The following is a 23742-nucleotide window of genomic DNA, read 5'->3' as shown; positions in this document are numbered from 1 at the left end:
TTGAGTGCAAAAAGAAAGGGGCAGGTGCCCCATTCTTACTTTAAGAGATACACCCTTGTTTCATAAGGGCTTAAAGTGAATTCCTTTTCCAGCTTCTTTTCAGGAACATCATAGTTATTTAAAACCAGTTCACTTGAAGCACCCCCGATTGCCGACGGCAGCTCTATTTTTTCAGGTTTGTCATGGAAATTGCAGATTACAAGAGCCTTGTCGCTTCCCATTGTCCTGGTATAGACAAAAAGTTTCCCATGGTCAGGAAGGATAAGCTCGTACTTTCCATATACAAAGACTGGGTTCTCTTTGCGGATGGCGATTAGTTTTTTATAAAAATGAAGAATCGAATTTTCATCCTTCAGCTGGCTTTCAACATTGATGGTACGATAGTTCGGGTTCAGGCCCAGCCACGTTTTGTTTCCTTCCGTGAAGCCGGCCATATGCGAGGCATCCCACTGCATCGGAGTCCGTGAATTGTCGCGGCCCTGTTTCCAGACGACCTCCATTATGTCAACGTGCGGCACGCCCTTTGCGGCTTCCACTTTGTAATAGTTCACCATTCCAACATCGTTATAATCTTCAATTTCAGGGAATTTCACATTGGTCATCCCAATTTCCTGGCCTTGATAAATGAAAGGTGTGCCCTTCATCAGGAAGTAAAGCGCCCCAAGCATTTTTGCGCTCTCTTTCCAGTACTGCTGGTCATTGCCCCAGGATGAAACACGGCGCGGCTGGTCATGGTTTTCGATGAACAGGGCATTCCAGCCTCGTCCTTCAAGGCCTTCCTGCCATTTGGTCAATGCTTTTTTCAGCGCTATGACGTCCACAGCATCTTCTGTGTCCTTGTCCCACAGGTCCAGGAATTCGAATTGGAAAATCATATTAAAATAGCCATTTTCCTCGCCGACCCACTTGTCAGCATCCGGAATGCCCACTCCATTCGCTTCACCAACGGTCATGACATCATAATTGCGGATCGTCCTGTCCGCAAATTCTGTAAGGAAATCATCAATCCCAGGGAAATTCATCATTTTCGGAAAAGATGGGACCACATCCAGATTGTCCGGGTTTGGCATATCCGGGAAACCGGGCTCTTTTTTGATATGCGAAATCGCATCGATCCTGAATCCATCAATTCCTTTTTCAAGCCACCAGTTGACCATTTCATAGAGAGCCTCCCTGACCTCAGGATTCTCCCAGTTCAAATCCGGCTGGCGTGCAGAGAATATATGCATGAAGTATTGCTTTGTTTCTTCATCATATTTCCACGCAGGCCCGCTGAAAATGGATTCCCAGTTATTCGGCTCCTTGCCATCTTTTCCGTCACGCCAGATATACCAGTCCCTTTTCGGATTATCTTTTGAAGAGCGGGACTCTAAAAACCATGGATGCTCATCACTCGTATGATTAATCACCAGGTCCAGGATCAATTTCATTCCGCGCTTATGGACTTCTTCAAGCAGAAGATTAAAATCTTCCATTGTGCCGAATTCATCCATAATATCCTGGTAATCAGAAATATCGTAGCCATTATCATCATTAGGCGACTTATACATCGGGCAGATCCAGATCACATCAATTCCCAGATCTTTAAGGTAATCAAGCTTCGTAACAATTCCTCTTAAGTCCCCGATGCCGTCTCCATTGCTGTCCATAAAGCTCCGCGGGTAAATTTGATAGGCTACTGCTTCTTTCCACCATGCTTTTTTCATCTCTGTCAAAATCCTTTCGTTGTGCCTTCATTTTTTCCGGCTGAATTTAGCCTGGTTCAGGTGTGAAATCAGTGTTAATGGCGTTTTTTTAAAAAAACTATCTGGTATTGCCGCCGCTTAACACTGATTCAGCCCACTTTTTCAATAATTCGGCCAGTTTTTCTATTTTTTCTCCCTAAAATTGCGGGGATTCACCCCAGAATCCGGGATATTCGCCCTGCTTTACATTTTTTACCAAAAATATAACCTTATGTCACTTAGCCGGACTCCAGCCTATTTAATAGACCCCTGCATTACGCCATTAATAATCGCACGCTGGCCGATCATGTACATGATGAGAATCGGGATGACGGTTAATAAAATCGCCGGGATCAGCAGTTCCCAGTTATTCATATATGTGCCGTTGAATACTTTCATCTGGACCGGCATGGTATAGACAGATTCATTGTTCAGCACCAGTGACGGCAGCAGGTAATCGTTCCAGATCCACAGCACGTTCAATATTGAAATCGTAACTGCGATAGGCTTCAGCATCGGAAGGACAATCAGGAAGAAGATCTGCAGGGAATTACAGCCATCAATTCTTGCTGCTTCTTCAACTTCTATCGGGATCGACTTGATAAAGCCATGGAACATGAATACGGAAAGCGCACTGCCGAACCCAAGGTAGAAAATGATCAATAGCGGAATAGGAATCGCGTCAATCAACTGCAGTTTCGCCCCATAGATATAAATCAGCGGGATCATGAGCGACTGGAACGGGATGACCATTGATGCAACCAGCACGGTGAAAAAGAATTTATTGAACTTGGTCGGCCTTCTCACAAGATGGTACGCCGCCATGGCAGAGAAAAAGACAATGAACAGTGTGCTCAGGGTGGTAACGATGAACGAGTTCCTGAAGGTGACACCAAAGTTCATCATGTTGATTACATCAGCAAAATGGGCGAAATTCCAGTTTTCCGGAAGGGCAAAGGGACTGGTCAGGATTTCCCCATTGGTTTTGAATGAGTTGATGATGAGCAGCACAAAAGGAAAAATAAAGCTGACTAAAGCAATGATTGCCAGCAGGTAGAGAAGGGTGCTTGAGACAATTTTTCGCCTGGCCATTATGCTTCGACCTCCATTTTCTTGCTGGTATAGACTTGAAAACCGGTTACAGCGGCTACAATCACAAACAGGATAATGGCCTCAGCCTGTCCTGTTCCATAGTTTGATTCAATAAAGGCTTTATTGACAACATGCATGGAGACCATTTTCGTGCTGCCAAAAGGGCCGCCATTTGTGAGGGCAAAATTCAAGTCATACACCATGAATGCATTTTTTAAAGAAAGGAACCCGGTCACTACGAATGAGGGAACCATTAAAGGCAGCGTAACATTCAAAAGCCTTCTGAACGGGCCGGCTCCATCGATTTTGGCTGCTTCAATCAACTCTCTTGGAACACTGATCAATCCGGCGATGAAGATGATCATCATATAGCCGGCTGTCTGCCAGATGGTTACGATGACGAGCGACCAGAAAGCCATGGTCGGATCCCCGAGCCACCCGAGTTCAAGCCAATCTATGCCAAGTTTGGTGCCTAATGCAGGGAGTGACTGAACGAAAATGAATTGCCATATATAACCAAGTACCAGTCCGCCGATCAGGTTAGGCGTAAAATAAGCTGTCCTTAATGAATTCTGGATCTTCAAGCCGGACGTAACCAGGTACGCCAGACCGAAGCCGAACAAGTTGACAAAAAACACGGTTGCCACGACAAATTTAAGTGTCAGCCAAAGCGATTTCCAAAATTCCGTATCTTTTACAGCTTCCAGATAATTCGCCATGCCTGCAAACACCACCGGATCAGCCGGAGTCTGCATCGTATTAAAAGTGAGGAAAAGGCCGTATCCAAATGGGACCAGTACGGTGATACAGAAAAAAAGGAAAACAGGGCCCAGGAATAAAAGCGAATTGCCGATATCACCTATTTTTTTATTTTTCTTCATGCTTCCACATCCTGTCTGTTAGGTAAAAAAAGCAGGCAGGATAAGTTCTCTCCGCCTGCTTTTTTGTTTTCACTTGAGTCTGGATTATTCTTGGTGGGTCTTATAATAGGTTTCAAAAGCTTTTGCAAGGTCTTCTCTTTTGCTTTGATTCGCAATGTATTTCTGAACCTCAGGACCAAGGATAGTAGTCCAATCCCCTGTATTGATATAGTTGGTGCTGAAAGGCATTGTCTTGCCGGCAGCAAGTGCATCACTGATGGCAACGCCGAGCGGGTTGGTTACTTTGTTTGGATTGTTTTTGAATGCTGAGATGATTTGAGATTTATTAACGATAAAGTCTTGTCCTGCTTCATCGTATACCAGCCAATTCAAGAATTCTTTCGCAGCGTCCTGTTCTTCTTTAGAAGCCTTCTTGTTCACAACAAATGCTTGAGTAGGACCGGCTGCAATCTTGTTGTTCAGCGGGTTATCAGGATTGTTGTCGACAGGGACAGGCATGAATCCAAAGTTTGTACCTTCAAGCGCTTTCAAAGAATCAAAAGCCCAGTTTCCGTTGAAAAGCATCGCAGAATCGCCTTTTCCGACAGCTACATGCGCAGCATCATAATATTGGCCAGTCGGACGTGCACCGAACATATTGTAATCCTCTGTAATCAGCATATCCAATGTGTCATAATAGCCGTTCCAGGCTTCATTCTTGTTATAATCGAATTTTCCGGCTTGCACTTCTTTCAAAGTTTCCGTTGGATCTTCTGTCTGATTAAGAAACAGAGAGCTGTAATGGTTCGCAACTGACCATGCTTCAGTCTGATAAGCCACTGGCTGCTTCACACCAGATTCCTTGATTTTATCCAATAGATCTGCCAGCTTGTCGCGTGTATTGATTGAGAATGGATCAAAGCCTTCGCCTGCTGCTTCTTCAACTACTGTCTGGTTGTAAACAAGTCCCATACCTTCCAGGGCGAACGGGAAACCGATTACATTTCCTTCTTCATCTTTAATGGCATCGCTTGTTTCTTCATTCCATTTTTCATCAGACATATCGATTCCTACATCTTTATATTTATGAGTGGCATCATAAGGAGAAAACATTGCCAATGTAACCGTTTTCCCAGAGGCGGAAAGCTTATCATAAACGTTCAATGCGTCTCCGACTGCCACTGATTCAACCTGTACATTGATGTCCTTATGATCGGCCATAAAATCCTTTGCGGCCTGCTTAAACTGGGCATCAATCTCACCCTTGCCGTTTGTAACAATAATGTTTACTTTCCCATCTTTTGAGCCTGTATCTCCTTCAGAAGAATTGCCTGAGCAGGCTGCAAGAGAAAAGGTTAATGCGGCTGCCATGCCGGCAGCGGCCGTCTTTTTGAACATTCCTGATTTAGAGAAATTGAACATTTTTTTACTTCCCCTCTGTTTGAGAATAGTTTTAGCAGATTAGACCATTAAGCTCTTCTGCATGAATTTGTGAAAAGGTTTTCCTAGCTCTTACAATTATGATTATATTAAGTTATTAATATTTTGACAAGTACTTTTGAAAACGATTTCCTAAAAGTATTAATTTCAGCAAAAAATCACAATTCCCTATCTGCCTGCATCATTTTCTTGACACTGTCCCTCAGGCTCAGCCGGTAATCAATATAATGCTCTTGAGGCGCAGTTCCGGGCTGGCCAATGTTTTGAAGCAGAGCCTCCATTGCTTTGGACCCCATAGCTTCAAAGTCGACCCTGACCGTTGTCAGCTGCGGGCGTACAAGCGTTGCCAATTCAATATCGTCAAACCCCGCAATTGAAATATCGTCAGGAACCCTGTATCCCTGGTCCTCTGCGCAATTTTTGGCGCCGATGGCAATCGTGTCGGATGCGCAAAGAATGGCGGTCGGAAGATCCCTCTTTCTAAGCAAAGTCACCATCGCTTCATACCCCTCCCCAGAGGAAAAGTTGCTTTCAGCAATGAAATCCTGATTGACAGGAAGACCTAGGCGTTTCATTTCATCAATAAAACCCTTATAGCGTGAATAGCCTGCTGACTGATCGTGCAGCGGACCATGAATCATTCCGATTTTTTCATGGCCGCAGCGTACCAGATACCTGACCATTTCTGTTATCGGTGTATAGTTGTCAACATCTACCCAGGTGATGTTTTGCCCAGTTACCTTCTGCCCGACTACTACAATGGGGATCTTATTGGCTTTTATCCAATCTATATGCTGCTCGGTCGTATGGATGGCGGACAGGATAATGCCATCCACCTGCTTTTCTTTAAATATTTCAAGGGATTTCAGCTCCATTTCGGGATCGAGCCTGGTGTTGCTCAGGATAATATTGTAGCCATTCCTGTTAGCCACATCTTCAATGCCGTTGATGAGCTCGGCGGATGTATAGTTGATTTGCGGAAAGATGACCCCTATTAAATTCGTAGATTTGCTGATCAGCCCCCTTGCAAGTGCATTGGGACGGAACTGGGTTTCACGGATGACCTTCTCGACTTTTTCCCTTATATCATCATTCACAGGCTTGCTCTTATTAATTACACGTGAGACCGTTGCAACAGAGACTCCTGCCATTTTTGCAATGTCTTTTATAGTTAATTTCATAGTTTATTCTCACCCTTCAGGAAAACGTTTTCTTATCACTTTGAATCTATAATTACACAGCGGGTTTGTCAATATACTTATTGTTGGGTGCCAGGTACCATGAAAAGACACTTCCACCCTATCTGTCCACGGAGCGTACCTGGTACCACAAAAGGACACTTCACCCCATCTGTCCACGGAGCGTACCTGGCACCACGAAAAGACACTTCACCCCTTTTTGTCCACGGATGGTACCTGGCACCACAAAAAGACACTTCACCCCCTTTTGTCCACGGATGGTACCTGGCACGGAATTTTTGGTATATAATAGGCAGAAGATTACAGCTGATGCGGAAATAGGTGAATGGAATGGAGATTACATTAGGGGTTATTGGGCCTGAGGATTCGGTCCGGCATATTATGGATTCGGCGGAGTCTTTTTCAGATTTGCGGCTGGTTCCTTTTTATTATGGGAGCCTGGAGGATATTGACGGGATTATCGGGGAAAACCAGCAAAGGATCGATCAGTGGTTTTTTTCCGGTCAGGTCCCTTATACATATGCTTTATCAAAGGAGCTGATCTGTGAGGAGAACAGCTTCTATCCTCCCCTGTACGGCGCGAGCCTGCTTGGAAAGGTGCTGGAGTCTTATCTCGATAAGGAAAGGGTGATCAAAAGCATCAGCCTGGATACGATCCAGGAAGAGGAGCTGGAAACGACGAAGCGCTATTTTTCTCTGCAGAGCCTGGAGATCCATTCTTTTTCTTATCCGGATTTCCGCCCTGTTGAGGAGCTGGCCGAGTTTCATATTAAGCTTTACCGTGAGGGCCGGACGGAGGCTGCTTTTACCTGCCTGCGGGGAGTCTATGACTATCTCAAAGAAATGGATATTCCCTGCTATCGTGTGTATCCTTCCCATCTATCGATTCAATTTGCGCTTAAAATTCTCAAAGAACGCGGCCACTCATCCTGGTATCAGCGTTCGCAAATGGCGCTTCTTGGAATTGAACTCATCCAGCCTGATAATGAGGGAGAATTCTTTCATTCCTATGAACGGAAGCACAAGGAGCTTGCCATGAAGAAGCTTCTCATCGAGCTTGCAGAGCATGTGAACGGGTCATATGTGCAGATTGGGGACGGCCTCTACTTTATCTACACAACGCGCGGCGAGGTTGAAATCAAACTTGATAAAAAGGATCTTTACGACCTGATTGAGACGGTCTATGCCCAGACCCAGTTCCGCCTCCGCATCGGCCTTGGCTACGGAATCACAGCCCTTCAGGCGGAGGAAAATGTGCAAAATGCACTCAGGAGCGCCCGCCAGAAGGCCAAGCCGGCAATCGTTCTCGTTGATGAAAATGAGGAGCTGACAGAGTTTCATCCGTCCGGCGATTCGGTTACCTTTCATTCTAAAAAATGGAGTGACGAAGGTTGGGCAGACACGCTGAAAAAAGCGAATATCTCTCCTGTCGCGCTTTCGAAAATCCAGACATTGTCCAATTTTTATAAAAAAACCGAAGTGAATTCCCGGGAGGTGGCAGGCTGGCTGGAGAGCACTGAGCGGAATGCGCGGCGGATCCTTTCAGAGATGGAGACTATCGGCCTCGCTGAAAGCAAATCAGTCCAGACTGGCCAGTCAAAGGGCAGGCCGAGAAAGGTTTATAAACTTTTATTGAATGGTAATTAATAGCAAGCCAGCAGGAGCCTTCTGCCGGCTTGCTTTTTATTTTGCTTTCAAGCCCTGCCCTGCCCATTTTCTCACTATCTTTACATACCCTGTTTGTGAATTATTCTACAAAGTATCAATTTTCTAAATATTGTAGTATACTCCCCTTTAAGGAAAATAAACGGCAATTATCCGAAAACAAAAACTCTGATGATTGCACCAACTTAATGTCTCTATAACTTTTCTAAATTAGGAAACAACCAAAATTTTACATACAGGGAGTGCTGAAATATGACCAGCGAGTTTGTCAAAAATCTTACTCCGCAGCTAGTGGAATGGCGCAGGACGCTTCATAGCCTGCCGGAATTGGGCTTTATGGAATATATCACAACCTACCGGATCGGGAAGGAGCTCGAGAAGATGGGCTTTACCCTCCATATCGGGAAGGATGCCCTGCAGGAAGATGCCCGCCTCGGCGTGCCGAAAAAAGAAGCTCTGGATGCACACGAAGAAAAGGCAGCTGCTTGGGGAGTCGAGAAAGAATGGCTTGAAAAGTTGTCAGGCGGCAACACCGGCCTAGTGGCAACATGGGACACAGGAAGAGCTGGAGACCATATCGGATTCCGCTTCGATATCGATGCCCTGCCGATCCTTGAGTCTGCCGATGAGTCCCACCTTCCATGCAAACATGAATTCTCATCAGGCGAACCTAATGTAATGCATGCCTGCGGACATGACGGCCATGCAACGATCGGCCTCGGCACAGCGAAATATATTGCAGAGCATACCAATGAACTCAAGGGAAAATTCACGCTTCTTTTCCAGCCGGCAGAAGAAGGCGGCCGCGGCGCAAGGGCAATGGTGGCCAAGGGCTGGCTTGATGATGTTGATTATTTCTACTCCGGGCATATCGGGATCCACTCCTACCCGGTCGGAACCATCGCCGCAACAACGACAGGATTCCTTGCATCAACAAAGTACAATGTTTCATTCAAGGGAGTTTCCTCCCACGCAGGCATGCATCCGGAGCTCGGCAAAAATGCTCTGCTTGCCGCAACCACTGCAGCCAACAATTTATATGCAATCCCCCGCCATTTCGACGGCGTCACCCGCGTGAATGTCGGGCGCCTGACTGCCGGGAGCGGACGCAATATCATTCCAGAGGACAGCTATATGGAGATTGAAGTGCGCGGTGAAACGCATGCTATAGGTGACTATATGGCAGAGAGTGCCCTTCGGATCATCAAGGCGGCGGCCGATATGCATGATGTCACCTGTACAATCGAGCCTGTAGGAGTCACCGAGGTGATGACCTGCGACGAAGAGCTGATTCCGAAGATCCAGGAATGGTGTGCTTCAAGCGAGCTTGTCACAGAGGTCATCCCCTCTGTCCCTGTCTCCGGCTCTGAGGATGCAAGCTTTATGATGAACAAGGTCCAGGAGCATGGCGGTAAAGCCACCTATATGCTGTTTGGCACTAAGCTTGACTTCCCGCACCATCATCCTCAGTTTAATTATGAGGAAGGAGTGCTCGCGGCAGCGGTCGATACATTCGCCAGCATCATCAAAGGCGGCTCCTCCAATGGCTGACCTGCACAGCTGGCTTGAAAAAAATCTAGCCATCCTGAATACAGTCTCTAGCATGGACCAGCCGGAGGGCTTCACCCGCCTCAGCTTCACCGCCGAGGAAAAAGCGGCCCATGCTGCTTTCAGAAAAGTGGCGGAGGAGCTCGGGCTCCACACCCTTCAGGATGCGGCCGGCAATCAGTGGGCCATATGGAAAACAGACAGCAGCCTGCCTCCTGTGGCCGTCGGCTCCCATCTTGATACAGTTGTGAACGGCGGCGGATATGACGGTCCAGCCGGGGTGCTCAGCGCCCTGGCCGCCATCAAAACACTGAAAGATTCAGGGTTCCAGCCAGCGAGAGATATTGCAGTCGTCTGCTTTGTCTCAGAAGAGTCAGCGCGATTCGGCCTGTCGACCATCGGCAGCAAAGCCGTTTCCGGGAAACTCAACAGCCGGGAAGCCGGCAGGATGACTGACCGCAATGGTGTCACCGTTAAAGAGGCTGCCGAGGAATTTGGGCTTGACTGGTCCAGGATCGAAGAAGCTGAACTGCCTGCTGAGAAGCTTGCCTGCTTTTTGGAGCTGCATATCGAACAGGGAACCCATATTGAGGAGCATGGCGCAGAAATCGGGATTGTAAACGGCGTCGCCTGCCCGGTCCGGCTGAAGGTTCACGTCAAAGGAATGGCCGGCCATACCGGAACGACCCCAATGCATAACCGAAAAGATGCATTCGTCGCCATCGCCCCGCTCGTCACCTTTGTGCATGAAAGGGCGTCACAGTTAAGTGAAGAAAGCATCCAGCCGCTCGTCGCTACAGTCAGCACCGTTGAATTGAAACCGAACAGCATGAACGTTATCCCTGGAGAAATCGAGCTTGGCATTGACATCCGCAGCGTTGATGACATGCTGAAACGTTCTTTTGCTGAAGAAATAAAGGACTTTTGCCAAAAGGCCGCTGCAGACAGCGGAGTGGAAATCCACGTTGAAACCCTAATCAACAATGATTCCATCATGCTTGATCCCAGCATGCAGCAGAAACTTACCGGCATATGCGGAGAGCTCAGCCTGAAAGCCCACAGCATGAACAGCGGCGCAGGCCATGATGTCATGAATATGGCAGCCAAATGGCCGTCCGGATTGATTTTTATCCCATGCAAGGATGGCATCTCCCATCATCCAGATGAATTTGCCTCCATTGAAGACATGGCCAAAGGCGTCCGGGTAATCACAAGATTCCTAGAAAAAGAGGCTTCCTTATAACAGCCGATATTTGACTTATTTTAAAGGAGTGACCTGATGACATCCCCCGTAAAAACGTATTTATCTGAAAATAGACAAACTTTCGAAAAGATAAGCGAATACATCTACCATCATCCTGAAACACGCTTTGAAGAATATGATTCTGCTGAGTTCCTCGCAGCGGAATGTGAAAAAGCCGGATTCCAGGTTGAACGGAATGCCGGGAATATGGAAACAGCCTTTGTTGCCTCTTATGGCAGCGGTTCGCCTGTCATCGGCTTCCTCGGAGAATTTGATGCCCTTTCCGGCCTTGGTCAGGAGCCCGGCAAATCCTCTCCGGAGCCGACAGGAAAAAATGCCGGCCACGGGTGCGGCCACAATCTGCTCGGCACCGGTGCTTTTGCAGCAGCCTGTGCAGCAAAAAACTATCTAGAAGAAAACAATCTGCCGGGAACCATTAAATTTTTCGGATGTCCCGGTGAAGAAGGCGGTTCAGGCAAGACCTTCATGGTCAGGGAAGGTGTTTTTGACGGAGTGGACGCTGCTCTTACCTGGCACCCGTCACCGGCCAACAGCATCATGAGCTTATCGAGCCTTGCAAACTATCAGGTATTTTTCCGCTTCAAAGGGCTTTCCTCCCATGCGGCCAACTCCCCTCATCTTGGGCGGAGTGCACTTGATGCAGTCGAGCTTATGAATATCGGGGTCAATTACCTCCGCGAGCATGTGATTCCGGAGGCGCGCATCCATTATGCGGTCACCAATACGGGCGGCATTTCCCCGAATGTGGTCCAGGCGGATGCTGAGGTTCTGTATTTGATCCGCTCGCCGAAGGTCAAGCAGGTTGACGATATCTACAAACGGGTGTGCAAAATTGCTGAAGGTGCGGCTTTGATGACCGAAACCGAGCTGACCATTGAGTTTGATAAAGCCTGCTCCAATTACATCCCTAACCGCAGCCTTGAGCGCATCCTCCATGAAAGCCTGCTTGAAGCCGGGATCGAAAAGCCGGACGAGCAGGAGGAAGCATACGCGAAACAGCTGTGGGACACGCTCTCTGAAGGCGAAAAAGAAAGCTATATTGATATCTTAAAAGGCTTCGGCTATATCGGGGATGGCAGCGAATTTGCCGGCAAATATCTGGCAGACACGATATCGCCGTATGAACCTTCAGGCGGCGTCCTTTCTGGCTCGACCGATGTATCAGATGTCAGCTGGGTCATCCCGACTGCACAACTGACGGCCTCGACCTCTGCTCTCGGAACGCCGCTGCATACCTGGCAGATGACCGCCCAGGGAATCAGCAGCTATGCACATAAAGGCATGATGCGGGCAGCGGAGGCGATGGCATTGACCGCCATACGTATGCTGACGGAAAAAGAAGAGCTTGAAAAAGTACTGCAGGAATTTGCTTTATTCAGGGACGGAAATCCCTATACATGTCCAATTCCGGAAGGTGTTAATCCTTCCAAGCTATCGGAGGGGTCCTCATGAAACTAGAAAACCAGCCTGGAACAAGTCCACAAAAGAAGGAAGGCATTTTTCAGAAATTCCTGAACGGAATTGAAAAAATAGGCAATAAGCTGCCAGATCCATTTATTTTATTCGTCGTCCTGACGCTTCTTGTCATTGTCGCTTCAGCCATTTTTAAAGCGTTCGGTGCTACGGTCGTCCACCCTGGAACAGGGGAAGAGCTGCCCGTCAAGAGCTTAGCTTCAGGTGAAGGTCTGCAGTATATCCTTAGCTCGATGCTCGATAACTTTACAGGCTTCGCACCGCTCGGCCTCGTACTGGCCATGATGCTTGGTATCGGCTTGGCCGAGAAAGTCGGTTTGCTTGATTATGCCATCAGGAAAACCATTCTGAAGTCACCGCCGGTATTGATCACTTATACTGTCGTATTTGTCGGAATCATGGGGAACCTGGCCTCAGATGCGGCCATGGTACTGATTCCGCCGCTCGCCGCCATGGTTTTCTACAAGGTTGGGCGCAACCCGATCGCAGGTCTCGCAGCCGGGTATGCTGCAGCCGGTGCCGGTTTTACAGCCAACCTTGTCATTACCGGGACAGACACATTGCTTGCAGGGATCTCCACGGAAGCTGCAAGGATCATTGATGACAGTTTTACCGTTTCACCTGTTGATAACTATTATTTCAATATTGTTTCCGTCTTCCTTCTTACAGTAGTCGGTGCCCTTGTCACCACTAAGTTCATCGAGCCTCGCCTTGGCAAATATAAAGGTGATGTCGTCGAAGAAGCAGTCACAGAGGATCACCCGAAAGCAGGCAAAGGCCTTCGCAATGCCGTCATCGCCGGGGGAGTTTATTTAGCCATCATCCTAGTCACTCTCTTCCTGCCTGACAGCCCATTGCGCGGCGAAGGCGGAACCATTGTCCCGTCTCCATTCATTGACGGCATCGTTCCTATTACCCTAATCTTCTTTATTGTGATCGGGGTTGCCTACGGTATGACAGTCGGAAATATCAAATCAAGCGGAGATGTTGCCAAGTACATGGCTGAATCCATGAAGGATATGGCAGGCTATATCGTCCTGATTTTTGCCATCGCGCAATTCATTGCCTATTTCAGCTGGTCCAATATCGCGACATGGGTAGCTGTAAACGGCGCCGAATTCCTGAAGGACATCGAGTTCACCGGAATCGGACTCATTATCGGATATATCATCTTTACCGCCTTGCTGAACTTCCTGATCACATCAGGTTCAGCCAAGTGGGCGCTTGAGGCTCCTGTCTTCATCCCAATGTTCATGCAGCTGGGCTACAACCCTGCATTCACCCAGGTTGCCTACAGGATCGCCGACTCGTCCACAAACATCGTCACACCATTGATGCCATACATGGTCATCACCTTATCATTCATGCAGAAGTACGATAAAAAAGCCGGGATCGGGACCTTCATCGCCCTCATGCTCCCGTACTCCATCTGCTTCCTGCTCACCTGGATCATCCTGATCCTGGTATTCTACTTCTTCGGCATTCCATTTGGGCCGGGGATTGGGCCGATGTTGTAAAAGAGCTTACTTGGCACCAGCAAACGAATTAACAGAAAAAGGCCCGCAGCCAAGCTGCGGGCCTTTTCCTCAATAAGAAGTCCGTTGGGATCATTCGTAGTTCTTGTTCTGCTCCCATTCAATTATATCAAAGTTGATGGTTCAGCAAGCTGCGTTTTCCACCTTAAAAGCTAGCCTTGTGGGATATTCTTCCACAAGGCTTCATTATTTTTTCACTATTTCACGTTGCCCGACATAATAAAAGTCTTCCAAATTCCTGTACTCTGAGAAACTTCTTCTCCTAAAACCACCAGTTTGCCTTTGTGGTTAAAGAGGAAATATCCTTCTCCACTCATGCTGTATGTTTTGCGAAGTGTAAAGGTCTCATAGTCATAAACATAGATTCTATCGCCTATTGTTAAATAGAACTCTGTCAATTCAGGATTGAAGGCAACATCACTGAAGCCTGTTCTCAGGTCAGTGAAATACTTCATATTTGTTTCTCTTAAACTGGTTGATCTGAATACTGTTCCAGCATGGTTAAACAGATAACGGCCATCCGGAGAAATGGTCATATAGGTATCTAAATTATAATCACCATGATAAGGAGAATCATAGCCTCCGGTGAATATACCATTTTCAACAGTGAAGACTTCCATATCCCGCGGACTGGTATCTGAGTTTACCGCATATATTCTCTTTTTATCAGAGTGCATAAAGAGCTCGCTTTGCTGGCGGATTGATTTTGAAGACACTTCTATACCGGTTTCTTTATTGTAGCTTTTTAAGTATGTCCACTGGCCGGAACCTGAAGAAACATAAAAATAGTTTTCATCAGCAACAATGTCATACGGGTCCACATTGATATCAAAGTACTTTTTAATCTTTAATGTCTGGGGATCTACAATTGCGACTGCACCGTTTTGTGTTTCATTCCACCAATAAGAGCTGTGTTCTCCTTTTAACAGGGTGACATAAAGCTCTCCATTCGCATAAAAAACACTCTCAGCAGGCAAACTGAATGGCAGCCGCTTAATGGATTTGGTTTCATAATTAACAGCGATCAGCGCGCCATCTTCGTTTATTCCATACACAACCGGCAGTTCACTGTCATGTACAGCATCAAGGAAGATATCAGACAATGTTTGCTTTGTGCCTTGAAGAGGTTCCATATTGATTGGTTCCGGACGCTCTTCTTTTACCTCATCCTCTTCCCATTCATCATCTTCCTCAAAGTCTAAAACAGGCATTGCAGAAAATTTCTCGGTGCTGATTTTTTTAAAGTCAGCCTTCTTATAATCTTTTAGAAACTCATTCACATAGTCTGAAGAAATAGCAAAATTAATATCTTCAAATCCAAAGGAATTCAATCCAAGTACATAGCCCTTCATGTTTAAAAGAGGGCCGCCTGAGCTTCCAAAAGTAATTTGAGCAGTTGTTTGTATGGCTTTTAGGCTGCCCATTTCATCCTCAAAGATTTGCTTTCCAGACACAATTCCTTCTGAAATTGTATTTTTCAAACCAAACGGGCTGCCGATTGCTACTGCTTTTTCACCTTTAACAGCTGAACTAAAGCTCGCCAATGGCAAAGAAGGAAAACCAATTCTCTCTGCTGGCTTCAGAATCGCTAAATCAAGATAATCATCGTATTTAACTACCCCTTCCAGCTCAAATTCCTTGCCGCTTTCTGTAATGGCAACAGCCCTTGTTCCGCCGCTGATCACATGAAAGTTTGTGGCTACAAGCTGGTTGGCCACAATAAATCCGCTTCCTTGTGAAACAAGTTCATCATTTTCATCATATAACTCAATAACAACAACACTCTGCTCATTCTTTGCAATTTCTTCTGTACTGCGAACTGGTGCTTTTGCCATGTCGAACGGTTTAAAGTCCTCATTTAAAAAGCGGGACATGAACGCTGCAAAGTGCGCTCTGACCATGGTCTCATTCGGACGGAAAGTTCCATCCGGATAGCCTGTGGTGATATTGTGTGCTGCCAAAGACTGTACAAATGGATAAATGCTTGCTGTGGCCGGCACATCTTTAAAGCTTGAATAGGAAGTGCCTTTAAGCTTATAGGCGTTAACAAGAATAATCGCCATCTGGCCTCTTGTCAGCGTACCATTGGGATCAAAAATCCCAGCGCTTTTACCTGAAATGATGCCCAGCTGTTTTGCTTTGGCAATCGCATCATATCCAGAACTGCCCGGGGGAACATCTTTAAAATTAGGGTTTGGCGCATCTCCCGTTTTGATGCCAAGTTCCCTAATAATCATGTGAACGGCCTGTACCCGTTTAATCGGATCCTGAGGCCCAAATTTACCGTTTGAATATCCGTTGATAATTCCTCTGTCTGATAAAAATAATATTTCATCACGAAAGGCAGTTACGTCTGGATATAATATACTTCCCTCCGCCTTTTTAAGGTCAATCGACACCGGAATAGTCAACAAGAGAAATAAAGTTAAAATAATCTTAAATGCCCGCTGCAAGTGCGTTCCTCCTTCATGGTTATCAGATAGATTTTAATGGAATTGGAGGAAAATAGCTTGTTGTAAAATATGGGATTTATTTCATGGTGACAGGCACCTCCCGAATTTTGTCGAACACCCAGCTAGCAGCATTCTCCCTCAACGTGTAACTGTAGACTATTCAATTTCCCCTATCCATAGATAGCCAGCAATATTAAGCATTTTCTAAGACAGCTGCATTCCCGGGGACAGCTTTATTGAGGAATGGAAATGCGTACACGCTTAGCAGAGAATACGATAATTTAAGGAATTTAAAAAATAGACCTGTGCTAAAAGCACAAGTCTATTCTAAGAACTGAAAATGGTTAATACTAGTTTACAAATCGGCCCCTATCAGCCTTTTCAGTGAAAGACTGCTGGCCCCCGGCTTTTCACTGCCCGTAATGGCACTTCCAACAATGGCAATGTCCACAATACTATTTTTCAATGTACCAATTGTTTTTTCTGAGATTCCTCCTGCTATGGCAATCTCTGAATCCTCAAGTCCTTCTGCCGCCTGAAATAACGCCGGGTCTGCCAGCTGCCCCTCCTTCTGCATGTCTTTCCCAATATGGAGACAGAACAGGCGGGCTCCGAGCTGATGAATTTCCCTCGCTCTGGCAGAGTCGTGTATGCCCAATAGATCAATCATGATTCTTTTTCCATGTGCCTCTGCTGCTTCGAGTGTTTCCTTAATAGTTCCATTATGCGAGAAGCCCATTACGGTGACAATATCCGCTCCTGCCCCGAAAGCCTGATTAGCTTCGTGCCTCCCTGCATCACATGTCTTCATATCGGCTACAAGCACTTTTTCAGGAAATTCCTTTTTCATGCTGCGGATGATGTCCATGCCATATTCTTTAATCACGCCTGTCCCTATTTCAATCCAGTCAATATTTTCATAAGCTTCCTTAACGATGCGGAAGCACTCCTCATTTGTCAGGCGGTCAAGAGCCAGCTGTACTTTCATCATTATCCCTCTTTCGTTAAAAATCCACAGGAATTCTCCTGTGGACATTTAAGTATTAAACTCCTGAATAGGCCATGAAACCGCCATCTACAGGTATGGTCACACCTGAAACGAAGCCGGAGTATTCCCCATCGGCGAGCCATAAGAGCGTGCCAAGAAGGTCATTGGGCTTGCCAAATCTTTTCATTGGTGTATGTGCGATGATTTTTTCTGATCTCGCAGTATGTGACCCGTCCTCCTTCAGGAGCAGATCACGATTTTGTGAAGTTAAAAAGAAGCCAGGCGCGATAGCATTTACCCTCATCCCCGTCTCAGCAAAATGAACAGCCATCCACATGGTAAAATTATTTATAGCCGATTTGGCAGCGCTATAAGCAGGCACCTTTGTCATCGGGGAATACGCACTCATTGAGGATATATTAATAATGATAGGCGATTCCTGCTTCAGAAGTTCCTTGCCAAATACTTGGCTGGCCAGAAATGTCCCGGTGAAATTGCTCGCAAAGACCTGTGAAAACCCCTTTTCGTCCATATCAAAGAAGGTCTTGCCGGAGGATTCCGGGTCAAAAGTTTCGGCTGCCGTGATAGCATCCGGATGATTGCCGCCTGCACCATTGATTAAAATATCCACCCGCCCAAAGCTTTTTAATACTTCTTCTTTGGCGCTTTCCAACGAGGATCTGTCCAGAACATCTGCGGCAGCAGCTATGGCTTTGCCGCCGGACTCATTTATTTCAGAAGCGATGGCCTCTCCTTTTTCTGCAGTCCGGTTCAAAATAGCAACATTGACTCCATGCCTTGAAAGCTCCCGTGCCATTTCTGAGCAAAGCACCCCGCTCCCGCCTGTTATAACGGCGGTTTTCCCATTAAGGTTCTCATGAATTGGAAACATTAGAATTCCCCCGTTTTTCAGATTGATAGGCATCCCACAGCCCGTGAAGGTACATGATGCCAAGCGCCCTGTCATACAGTCCGTATCCCGGCCTGCATTTCTCATCCCAGATATGCCTTCCATGGTCAGGCCTCACATATCCTTCATACTGAATATCGGACAGTTCTTTGACAACCCCTTTAATATTAATGGATCCATCTGATGTCAAATGAGAGGTTTCAATAAAATCGCCATTTTCATATATTTTTACATTGCGGATATGGGCGAAAGGAGATCTTCCGGCAAACTCCGCAGCAAGCTTCACCATATCATTTGCCGGATTTGCCCCAAGTGAACCGGTACAGAATGTAATGCCATTGGAAGGTGAGTCAGAAATGGCAAGAAGCTTTTCAAGGCTCTCTCTGCCTGTCATGATGCGCGGAAGGCCAAAGATGGACCATGGCGGATCATCCGGATGAATCGCCATTTTGATTCCTGCCTCCTCGGCTACAGGCAGAATTTCATGCAGGAAGTACCCAAGATTCCTCCACAAGTCTGACTCTCCTATCTCTTTATAGGCTTCAAACAGCTCCTTGATCCGCGCAAGCTTTTCCGGCTCCCAGCCTGGCAGCGTCAGGTCAGAAGCAGCTGCAACCGTGTCTATTAATTCCTGCGGATCCAGATTATCCACCTTCAGCTTTTCATAAAAAAGGGCTGTGGATCCATCCGGCAGCTCTTTATAAAGCTCTGTCCTGGTCCAGTCGAAAATCGGCATGAAATTATAACAGATGACCTTGACGCCAAATTCACCAAGATTGCGGATGGTCTGTTTATAATTTTCTATATAAAAATCCCGTTCTTCATTTCCGAGCTTTATTGATTCATGAACATTTACACTTTCGACAACTTCTCCATGGAAGCCAAATGATTGAATATACTCGAGCTCGGATTGAATCTCTTCCTTCTCCCAAACATCTCCGGCAGGTTTATGGTGAAGTGCCCAAACTATGCCCTTTACATCCGGGATCTGCTGGATGTTCTCCAGGTTTACCGTATCATTATTCCTGCCATACCAGCGGAATGTCATGTTCATTTCTGTCCACTCTCCTCTGCAGCAGCTATGTATTTCCGGCAGAGCTCTGTGACTGCTGCCTTTCCTCCAGATTGATAGGCTTTATTCAGGTCGCTTCCAATCCCGGCAGCAACAGCTCCAGCCTTCAGCCAGCTGCCAATGTTTTGAAGATTTACTCCTCCTGTCGGCATGAGCTTCACCTGCGGAAGCGGGCCATTGACTGCACCGATGAAGGATGGATCAAAGCGGTTGGCAGGAAAAAGCTTCACGATGTCAGCTCCGCTTTCAAGGGCTGACACAATTTCCGTAATGGTCATACAGCCTGGCAGGTATGGCACGCTGTATCGATTGCATATTACAGCTATGTCTCTATTAAAATTGGGGCTGACTATGAAGCTTGCCCCGTTAAGAATGGCATGCCGGGCTGTCTCCGGATCCAATACTGTCCCGGCGCCTATCAGCCCGCCCTCACTTCTCACAGCTTCAAATACCTTTGCCACATCAGGCGTCGTGTACGTCAATTCTATTGCCTGGAAGCCGCCTTCTAAAGCTGCGGCCGATATGTCAATAGCCTCTTCGGCAGTCCTGCCCCGCACAACGGCAACAACCTTTGAATCTGCCAATTTATTCAACACTTCTATTTTTCCGTTCATTCTATCACTCCTCATTCAAAGACAATGACTGCTTTGCGCACCTGGTCCGGATTTTCCTCAACAAAGTTGAACGCTTCCTGAACTTCATCAAGAGTAAATTTATGAGTAATAAATCCATTTGCTTCAAGCTTTCCTTCGTTCAGGAGGGAAATTACTTTTCCAAACTGGTTTGTCTGTAATCTTGAACCGACAATGGTAACTTCCTTCTTGGTGATAGGAAGCTGGGAAATGGGCGATGGCTTCTCGTCAAAGCCCAGCACAACCACCCGTCCTGCCGGGGAAACCACGTTTACCCCCAGCTCAAAAGTAGATGGCAGGCACACAGCGTCAATGACAATATTCGTCCCCTCTCCTCCAGTCAGCTCCATAACTCTATCTTCGACGGACTCTTTTCCGGCATCAATGACTTCATCAGCCCCATTTTCCTTGGCAAACGCAAGGCGCTCTTGTTTTAAATCAGTCATGATGACATGCGCGCCGCTGAGCTTCGCCATCTTCAGGATGCAGATGCCGATTGGGCCGCAGCCCTGGATGAGGACAGAGTCACCTTCTTGAACATCACCTCTCCAGACAGACTGGGCACCAATCGTATATGGTTCGGCCAGAACGATTTCATCCCAGTCAAGGGTTGGGTCTGCCGCATGAAGCTGCTTTTCCGGCAGAACGAAATATTCCCGCATGCCTCCATCCTCATGTACGCCGAACACAGACAGGGTGCTGCAGACATTAGGTCTGCCTGTCCGGCATGCATAGCATTCCCCGCAATAGCGGATCGGCTCAACCACTACATGGTCGCCAGGCTTTACGCCCGTAACGCCCGATCCTATTTCAACGACTTCTCCCGCGACTTCATGCCCGGGGACTCTTGGATATGTGGCCAGCGGATTGGTTCCATGATAGATATGCATATCCGAGCCGCAGATCCCTACCCGCTTTACTTTTACAAGTACTTCTTCAGGATGGGAGATGGCCGGTTTTTCCGTATCAATAATTTCCATTTCCATTGCTTTTGGTATTTGTACTGCCTTCATAATTTTCTCCTCCTATTCAAATAAGCTTGGCAGGAACAGTGAGATTTGCGGCACGAATGCTACAAGCAGCAGGACCGCCAGGCTGACACCAAGGAATGGCACCAGCTCCTTCGCTGTTTTTCCAATGGATACCTTGCCGATTTGAGATGCAACGAAGAGACATACACCGACTGGCGGTGTTACAAGTCCAATGACAAGATTCAATACCATCATGACTCCGAACTGGACTGGATCCATGCCGACCGAAGCGGCAACCGGCAATAATACCGGGAACAGGATCACAAGAGCTGCGATTGTTTCCATAAAAGTACCGACAAACAGCAAGAGCAGGTTAATCAGCAGAATGACTACAATTGGATTGCTTGAGATACCAAGAATGGTATCGGCAACCATTTGCGGAATCTGTTCGCTGACCATGATCCACCCAAACAGATTCGCAAAGCCGACCAGCAGCATAATGGAGGCTGTGCTCGTCATGGAGGACAGCATAATTTCCGGGATTTTTCTTACAGGAAGCTCCTTATAGACAAAAATTCCGATGACAAAGGCATACAAAACAGCAATGATGGAGGCTTCTGTTGGTGTGAAATATCCGCCAAGGATTCCATAAAGGATGATAACTGTCATGAACAGCGCCCAAAAGGCACCGGTAAAGCTTTTCCAAATCTCCTTCAGAGATTTTCTTTCCCCCTTTGGATACTTGCGCCTTACAGAAATGATGTAAGTAGGAATCATAAGTCCCACACCGAGCAGCAGACCAGGCAGCGCTCCGGCAAGGAAAAGGTCTCCGATTGATACCGATGCCAGCGTCCCGACAATGATCATCGGCAGGGATGGAGGAATGATAGGTCCTACTGTAGAGGATGATGCTGTTACTGCAGCAGAAAAGCCGGCTCCGTAGCCTTCTTTCTTCATTGCTGGAATCAACACTGCCCCAATGCTTGCCGTATCTGCCAGTGCAGTTCCGGAGATTCCCGCAAATCCCATGGAGGACCCGACATTAGCAAGTCCAAGACCGCCGCGGATATGGCCAAAGCAATTATTGGCAAAATTGATGATCCGATCGGTGATGCCTCCAGCATTCATCAGGTTCCCTGCAAGAATGAAGCCCGGGATACATAACAGAACAAAGGAATTTAGTCCCCCGAACATTTTTTGAGGAATGATATTCAGCGGAATATCGCCAAGGATCAGATAAATGAGCGATGACAGGCCAAGGCTGAAGGCAACTGGCACGCCAAGGAAAATCAAGATGATAAAAGAAAAGAACAGCACGGCTGCCATCATAGTTCTCCACCGCCAATCTGTGAATTAAAGTCTTCTTTATTGCGGATAAGCCTAATGATTTTTACGATAGAATATAACACCAGGAAGATGCTCATAATCAGGATGGATGCATGAATGGCAGACATCTGGAAAGGCATGGTCGCTGACGTCTGATTTTTCCCAAGCTGATAAAAAAACCACCCTTCCTTCACCAGGATTACCCCAAGGAAGAGAATGAGCAAATATATAAATACCTCATAAAATCTGCGGACATTATGGGACATCTTTGCAAAGATCAAATCAACATTTATGAATTCCCCCCGCAGCAAAGCAAGCGGAGCCCCAAAGCAAATTGCATACAAGAACAGATAGCGGGTAAGTTCTTCAGTCCAGATGGCTGTATAAGGGAGATACCTGGACATAATCTGGATCATAACAACGATGATGACACCTGAAAAACTGGCAACTGTCAGAAAAGATAATGCACGGTCCAGCCAGATTCTTATTTTCATCGTTATACCTTCCTTTCTCTATAGCTGATAAAAGGTTTGAAGAAAGGCACTGCGGGCAAGATTCCCGGTGCCTTTCCCAATCAGCCGATCTATTATTCTACTTCAAGGATTTTCTCATAAAGCTCATACTGTTCAGGCTTCAGGCTGTCTTTGATTGCAGGCTGCATCTTTTCGCGGAAAGCATCCTGGTCTACGTCGATAAACTCCATGCCTTCATCTTCCAGCTCAGACTCGATTTTGGAAATCTCTTTGTCATAAAGCTCTTCCCCAAAGGCTTGAGCCTCTTCAGCCGCTTCCTTTACAGCTTTTTGCTGCTCTTCATTCAGCGCTTCAAACTGTTTGTTTCCTACAAGAATATAAATCCATGAATATACATGCTCTGTACGGTTAACATACTTTTGAACCTCGTAAAGACCGCCGCTCTGAATTAAGTCGACCGGGTTTTCCTGCCCTTTGATGACTCCCTGCTGAAGGCCTGTGAAGACTTCGTTAAAGTCCATAACCTGTGGTTTAGCACCCGCTTCCTCCCAAACTTTGAGGAATAAAGGAACATTCGGCACACGCATGGAGAAGCCTTTCAGATCAGAAGGTGATTCAATCGGCTCTGATGAAGTTAGGTTTCGCGGAGCCCTTGTATGATAGTACAGCGGTGTTAATCCAGCTTTTTCCGTAATTTCTTTTTCAATCTCTTCACCAATTTCGCCTTCTACGACATTTTTTACATGCTCCAGATCACGAAACGCATATGGAACTGCCATCAAAGCTGCTTTTGGCGCCCAGTTCTGCAGGGTTTCGCCCGAGATAACCATATCGGCTGTGCCTGCCTGAATCGCATTAATGGTATCGGTTTCTCCCCCTAAAGAGTTATTTGGAAAAATTTGAATTTCAATCTGTCCATCTGTTTTCTCTTCCACAAGGCTTGCAAATTCTTCTGCCGTTTTATGCCAGATATGATTCTCATCTGCAAGATGGCCGAATTTCCACTTGATTACTTTTCCATCACCATCTCCGCTGGCCCCGTTTGAACCTCCGGAACCGCATGCACTAAGAAGTAATGTTGCAGCCAAGACGCCTGATAACCACTTTGCTTTCATTT

Annotated in this window: 19 protein-coding genes; 5 read left to right on the top strand and 14 right to left on the bottom strand. The window is 46.7% G+C overall.

The genetic code is table 11. The features are described from left to right. Window positions 1-35 precede the first annotated feature (35 nt). The 5 genes from RBB45_RS14920 to RBB45_RS14900 form a co-directional block, all read right to left on the bottom strand. Window positions 36-1706, bottom strand: coding sequence for a glycoside hydrolase family 13 protein (locus RBB45_RS14920; protein WP_306009843.1), 1671 nt, complete (start codon window positions 1704-1706; stop codon window positions 36-38). Between the two features lie 273 nt (window positions 1707-1979). After that, complete coding sequence (locus tag RBB45_RS14915) at window positions 1980-2816, bottom strand: carbohydrate ABC transporter permease (protein ID WP_306009842.1); 837 nt, start codon at window positions 2814-2816, stop codon at window positions 1980-1982. Further along, window positions 2816-3697 carry a carbohydrate ABC transporter permease gene (locus tag RBB45_RS14910; protein WP_009792913.1) on the bottom strand — a complete coding sequence of 294 codons (882 nt, stop codon included), beginning with the start codon at window positions 3695-3697 and terminating at the stop codon, window positions 2816-2818. Before RBB45_RS14910 ends, RBB45_RS14915 begins: the two co-directional genes overlap by 1 nt. 84 nt (window positions 3698-3781) lie before the next feature. Continuing rightward, entirely contained in the window at window positions 3782-5098 is a 1317-nt protein-coding gene (locus RBB45_RS14905) for an ABC transporter substrate-binding protein (RefSeq protein WP_306009841.1), read from the bottom strand. 176 nt (window positions 5099-5274) lie between these two features. Beyond that, window positions 5275-6297, bottom strand: a complete 1023-nt coding sequence (locus RBB45_RS14900) for a LacI family DNA-binding transcriptional regulator (RefSeq protein WP_306009840.1) — start codon at window positions 6295-6297, stop codon at window positions 5275-5277. Window positions 6298-6645: 348 nt separating this feature from the next. Here RBB45_RS14900 and RBB45_RS14895 point away from each other — a divergent pair, with 348 nt between their 5' ends. The 5 genes from RBB45_RS14895 (at window position 6646) to RBB45_RS14875 (ending at window position 13782) form a co-directional block, all read left to right on the top strand. Beyond that, window positions 6646-7962, top strand: a complete 1317-nt coding sequence (locus RBB45_RS14895) for a hypothetical protein (RefSeq protein ID WP_306009839.1) — start codon at window positions 6646-6648, stop codon at window positions 7960-7962. Window positions 7963-8232: 270 nt separating this feature from the next. Further along, window positions 8233-9531, top strand: coding sequence for an amidohydrolase (locus RBB45_RS14890; RefSeq protein ID WP_306009838.1), 1299 nt, complete (start codon window positions 8233-8235; stop codon window positions 9529-9531). After that, window positions 9524-10771, top strand: a complete 1248-nt coding sequence (locus RBB45_RS14885; protein WP_306009837.1) for a M20 family metallo-hydrolase — start codon at window positions 9524-9526, stop codon at window positions 10769-10771. The genes RBB45_RS14890 and RBB45_RS14885 overlap by 8 nt, the downstream gene beginning before the upstream one ends. A 36-nt stretch (window positions 10772-10807) precedes the next feature. Next, entirely contained in the window at window positions 10808-12244 is a 1437-nt protein-coding gene (locus RBB45_RS14880) for a M20 family metallopeptidase (RefSeq protein ID WP_306009836.1), read from the top strand. After that, on the top strand, window positions 12241-13782 hold the full coding sequence (locus tag RBB45_RS14875) for an AbgT family transporter (RefSeq protein WP_009792905.1): 1542 nt from the start codon (window positions 12241-12243) through the stop codon (window positions 13780-13782). The genes RBB45_RS14880 and RBB45_RS14875 overlap by 4 nt, the downstream gene beginning before the upstream one ends. A 215-nt stretch (window positions 13783-13997) precedes the next feature. On the opposite strand, the gene RBB45_RS14870 is transcribed toward RBB45_RS14875, so the two are convergent. The 9 genes from RBB45_RS14870 to RBB45_RS14830 all read right to left on the bottom strand — a co-directional run bounded on the left by RBB45_RS14870 (window position 13998) and on the right by RBB45_RS14830 (window position 23740). After that, complete coding sequence (locus RBB45_RS14870) at window positions 13998-16253, bottom strand: S-layer homology domain-containing protein (RefSeq protein ID WP_306009835.1); 2256 nt, start codon at window positions 16251-16253, stop codon at window positions 13998-14000. Between the two features lie 355 nt (window positions 16254-16608). Next, window positions 16609-17244 carry a 3-hexulose-6-phosphate synthase gene (hxlA, locus tag RBB45_RS14865; protein WP_306009834.1) on the bottom strand — a complete coding sequence of 212 codons (636 nt, stop codon included), beginning with the start codon at window positions 17242-17244 and terminating at the stop codon, window positions 16609-16611. A gap of 52 nt (window positions 17245-17296) precedes the next feature. Next, on the bottom strand, window positions 17297-18133 hold the full coding sequence (locus tag RBB45_RS14860) for an SDR family oxidoreductase (RefSeq protein ID WP_009792902.1): 837 nt from the start codon (window positions 18131-18133) through the stop codon (window positions 17297-17299). Next, window positions 18117-19205 carry a mannonate dehydratase gene (uxuA, locus tag RBB45_RS14855; RefSeq protein WP_009792901.1) on the bottom strand — a complete coding sequence of 363 codons (1089 nt, stop codon included), beginning with the start codon at window positions 19203-19205 and terminating at the stop codon, window positions 18117-18119. The genes RBB45_RS14860 and uxuA overlap by 17 nt, the downstream gene beginning before the upstream one ends. Beyond that, entirely contained in the window at window positions 19202-19837 is a 636-nt protein-coding gene (locus tag RBB45_RS14850; protein ID WP_306009833.1) for a bifunctional 2-keto-4-hydroxyglutarate aldolase/2-keto-3-deoxy-6-phosphogluconate aldolase, read from the bottom strand. Before RBB45_RS14850 ends, uxuA begins: the two co-directional genes overlap by 4 nt. 11 nt (window positions 19838-19848) lie before the next feature. Next, on the bottom strand, window positions 19849-20868 hold the full coding sequence (locus RBB45_RS14845) for a zinc-binding alcohol dehydrogenase family protein (RefSeq protein WP_306009832.1): 1020 nt from the start codon (window positions 20866-20868) through the stop codon (window positions 19849-19851). 12 nt (window positions 20869-20880) lie between these two features. After that, window positions 20881-22155, bottom strand: a complete 1275-nt coding sequence (locus RBB45_RS14840) for a TRAP transporter large permease (protein WP_009792898.1) — start codon at window positions 22153-22155, stop codon at window positions 20881-20883. Next, entirely contained in the window at window positions 22152-22646 is a 495-nt protein-coding gene (locus tag RBB45_RS14835) for a TRAP transporter small permease (RefSeq protein WP_009792897.1), read from the bottom strand. Before RBB45_RS14835 ends, RBB45_RS14840 begins: the two co-directional genes overlap by 4 nt. Window positions 22647-22738: 92 nt before the next feature. Next, on the bottom strand, window positions 22739-23740 hold the full coding sequence (locus RBB45_RS14830) for a TRAP transporter substrate-binding protein (protein ID WP_009792896.1): 1002 nt from the start codon (window positions 23738-23740) through the stop codon (window positions 22739-22741). Window positions 23741-23742 lie beyond the last annotated feature (2 nt).

Source organism: Bacillus sp. MMSF_3328 (assembly GCF_030733525.1).
GTDB classification, from domain to species: Bacteria; Bacillota; Bacilli; order Bacillales; family Cytobacillaceae; genus Bacillus_AB; species Bacillus_AB infantis.
This window is presented reverse-complemented; position numbering and strand designations above follow the sequence as displayed.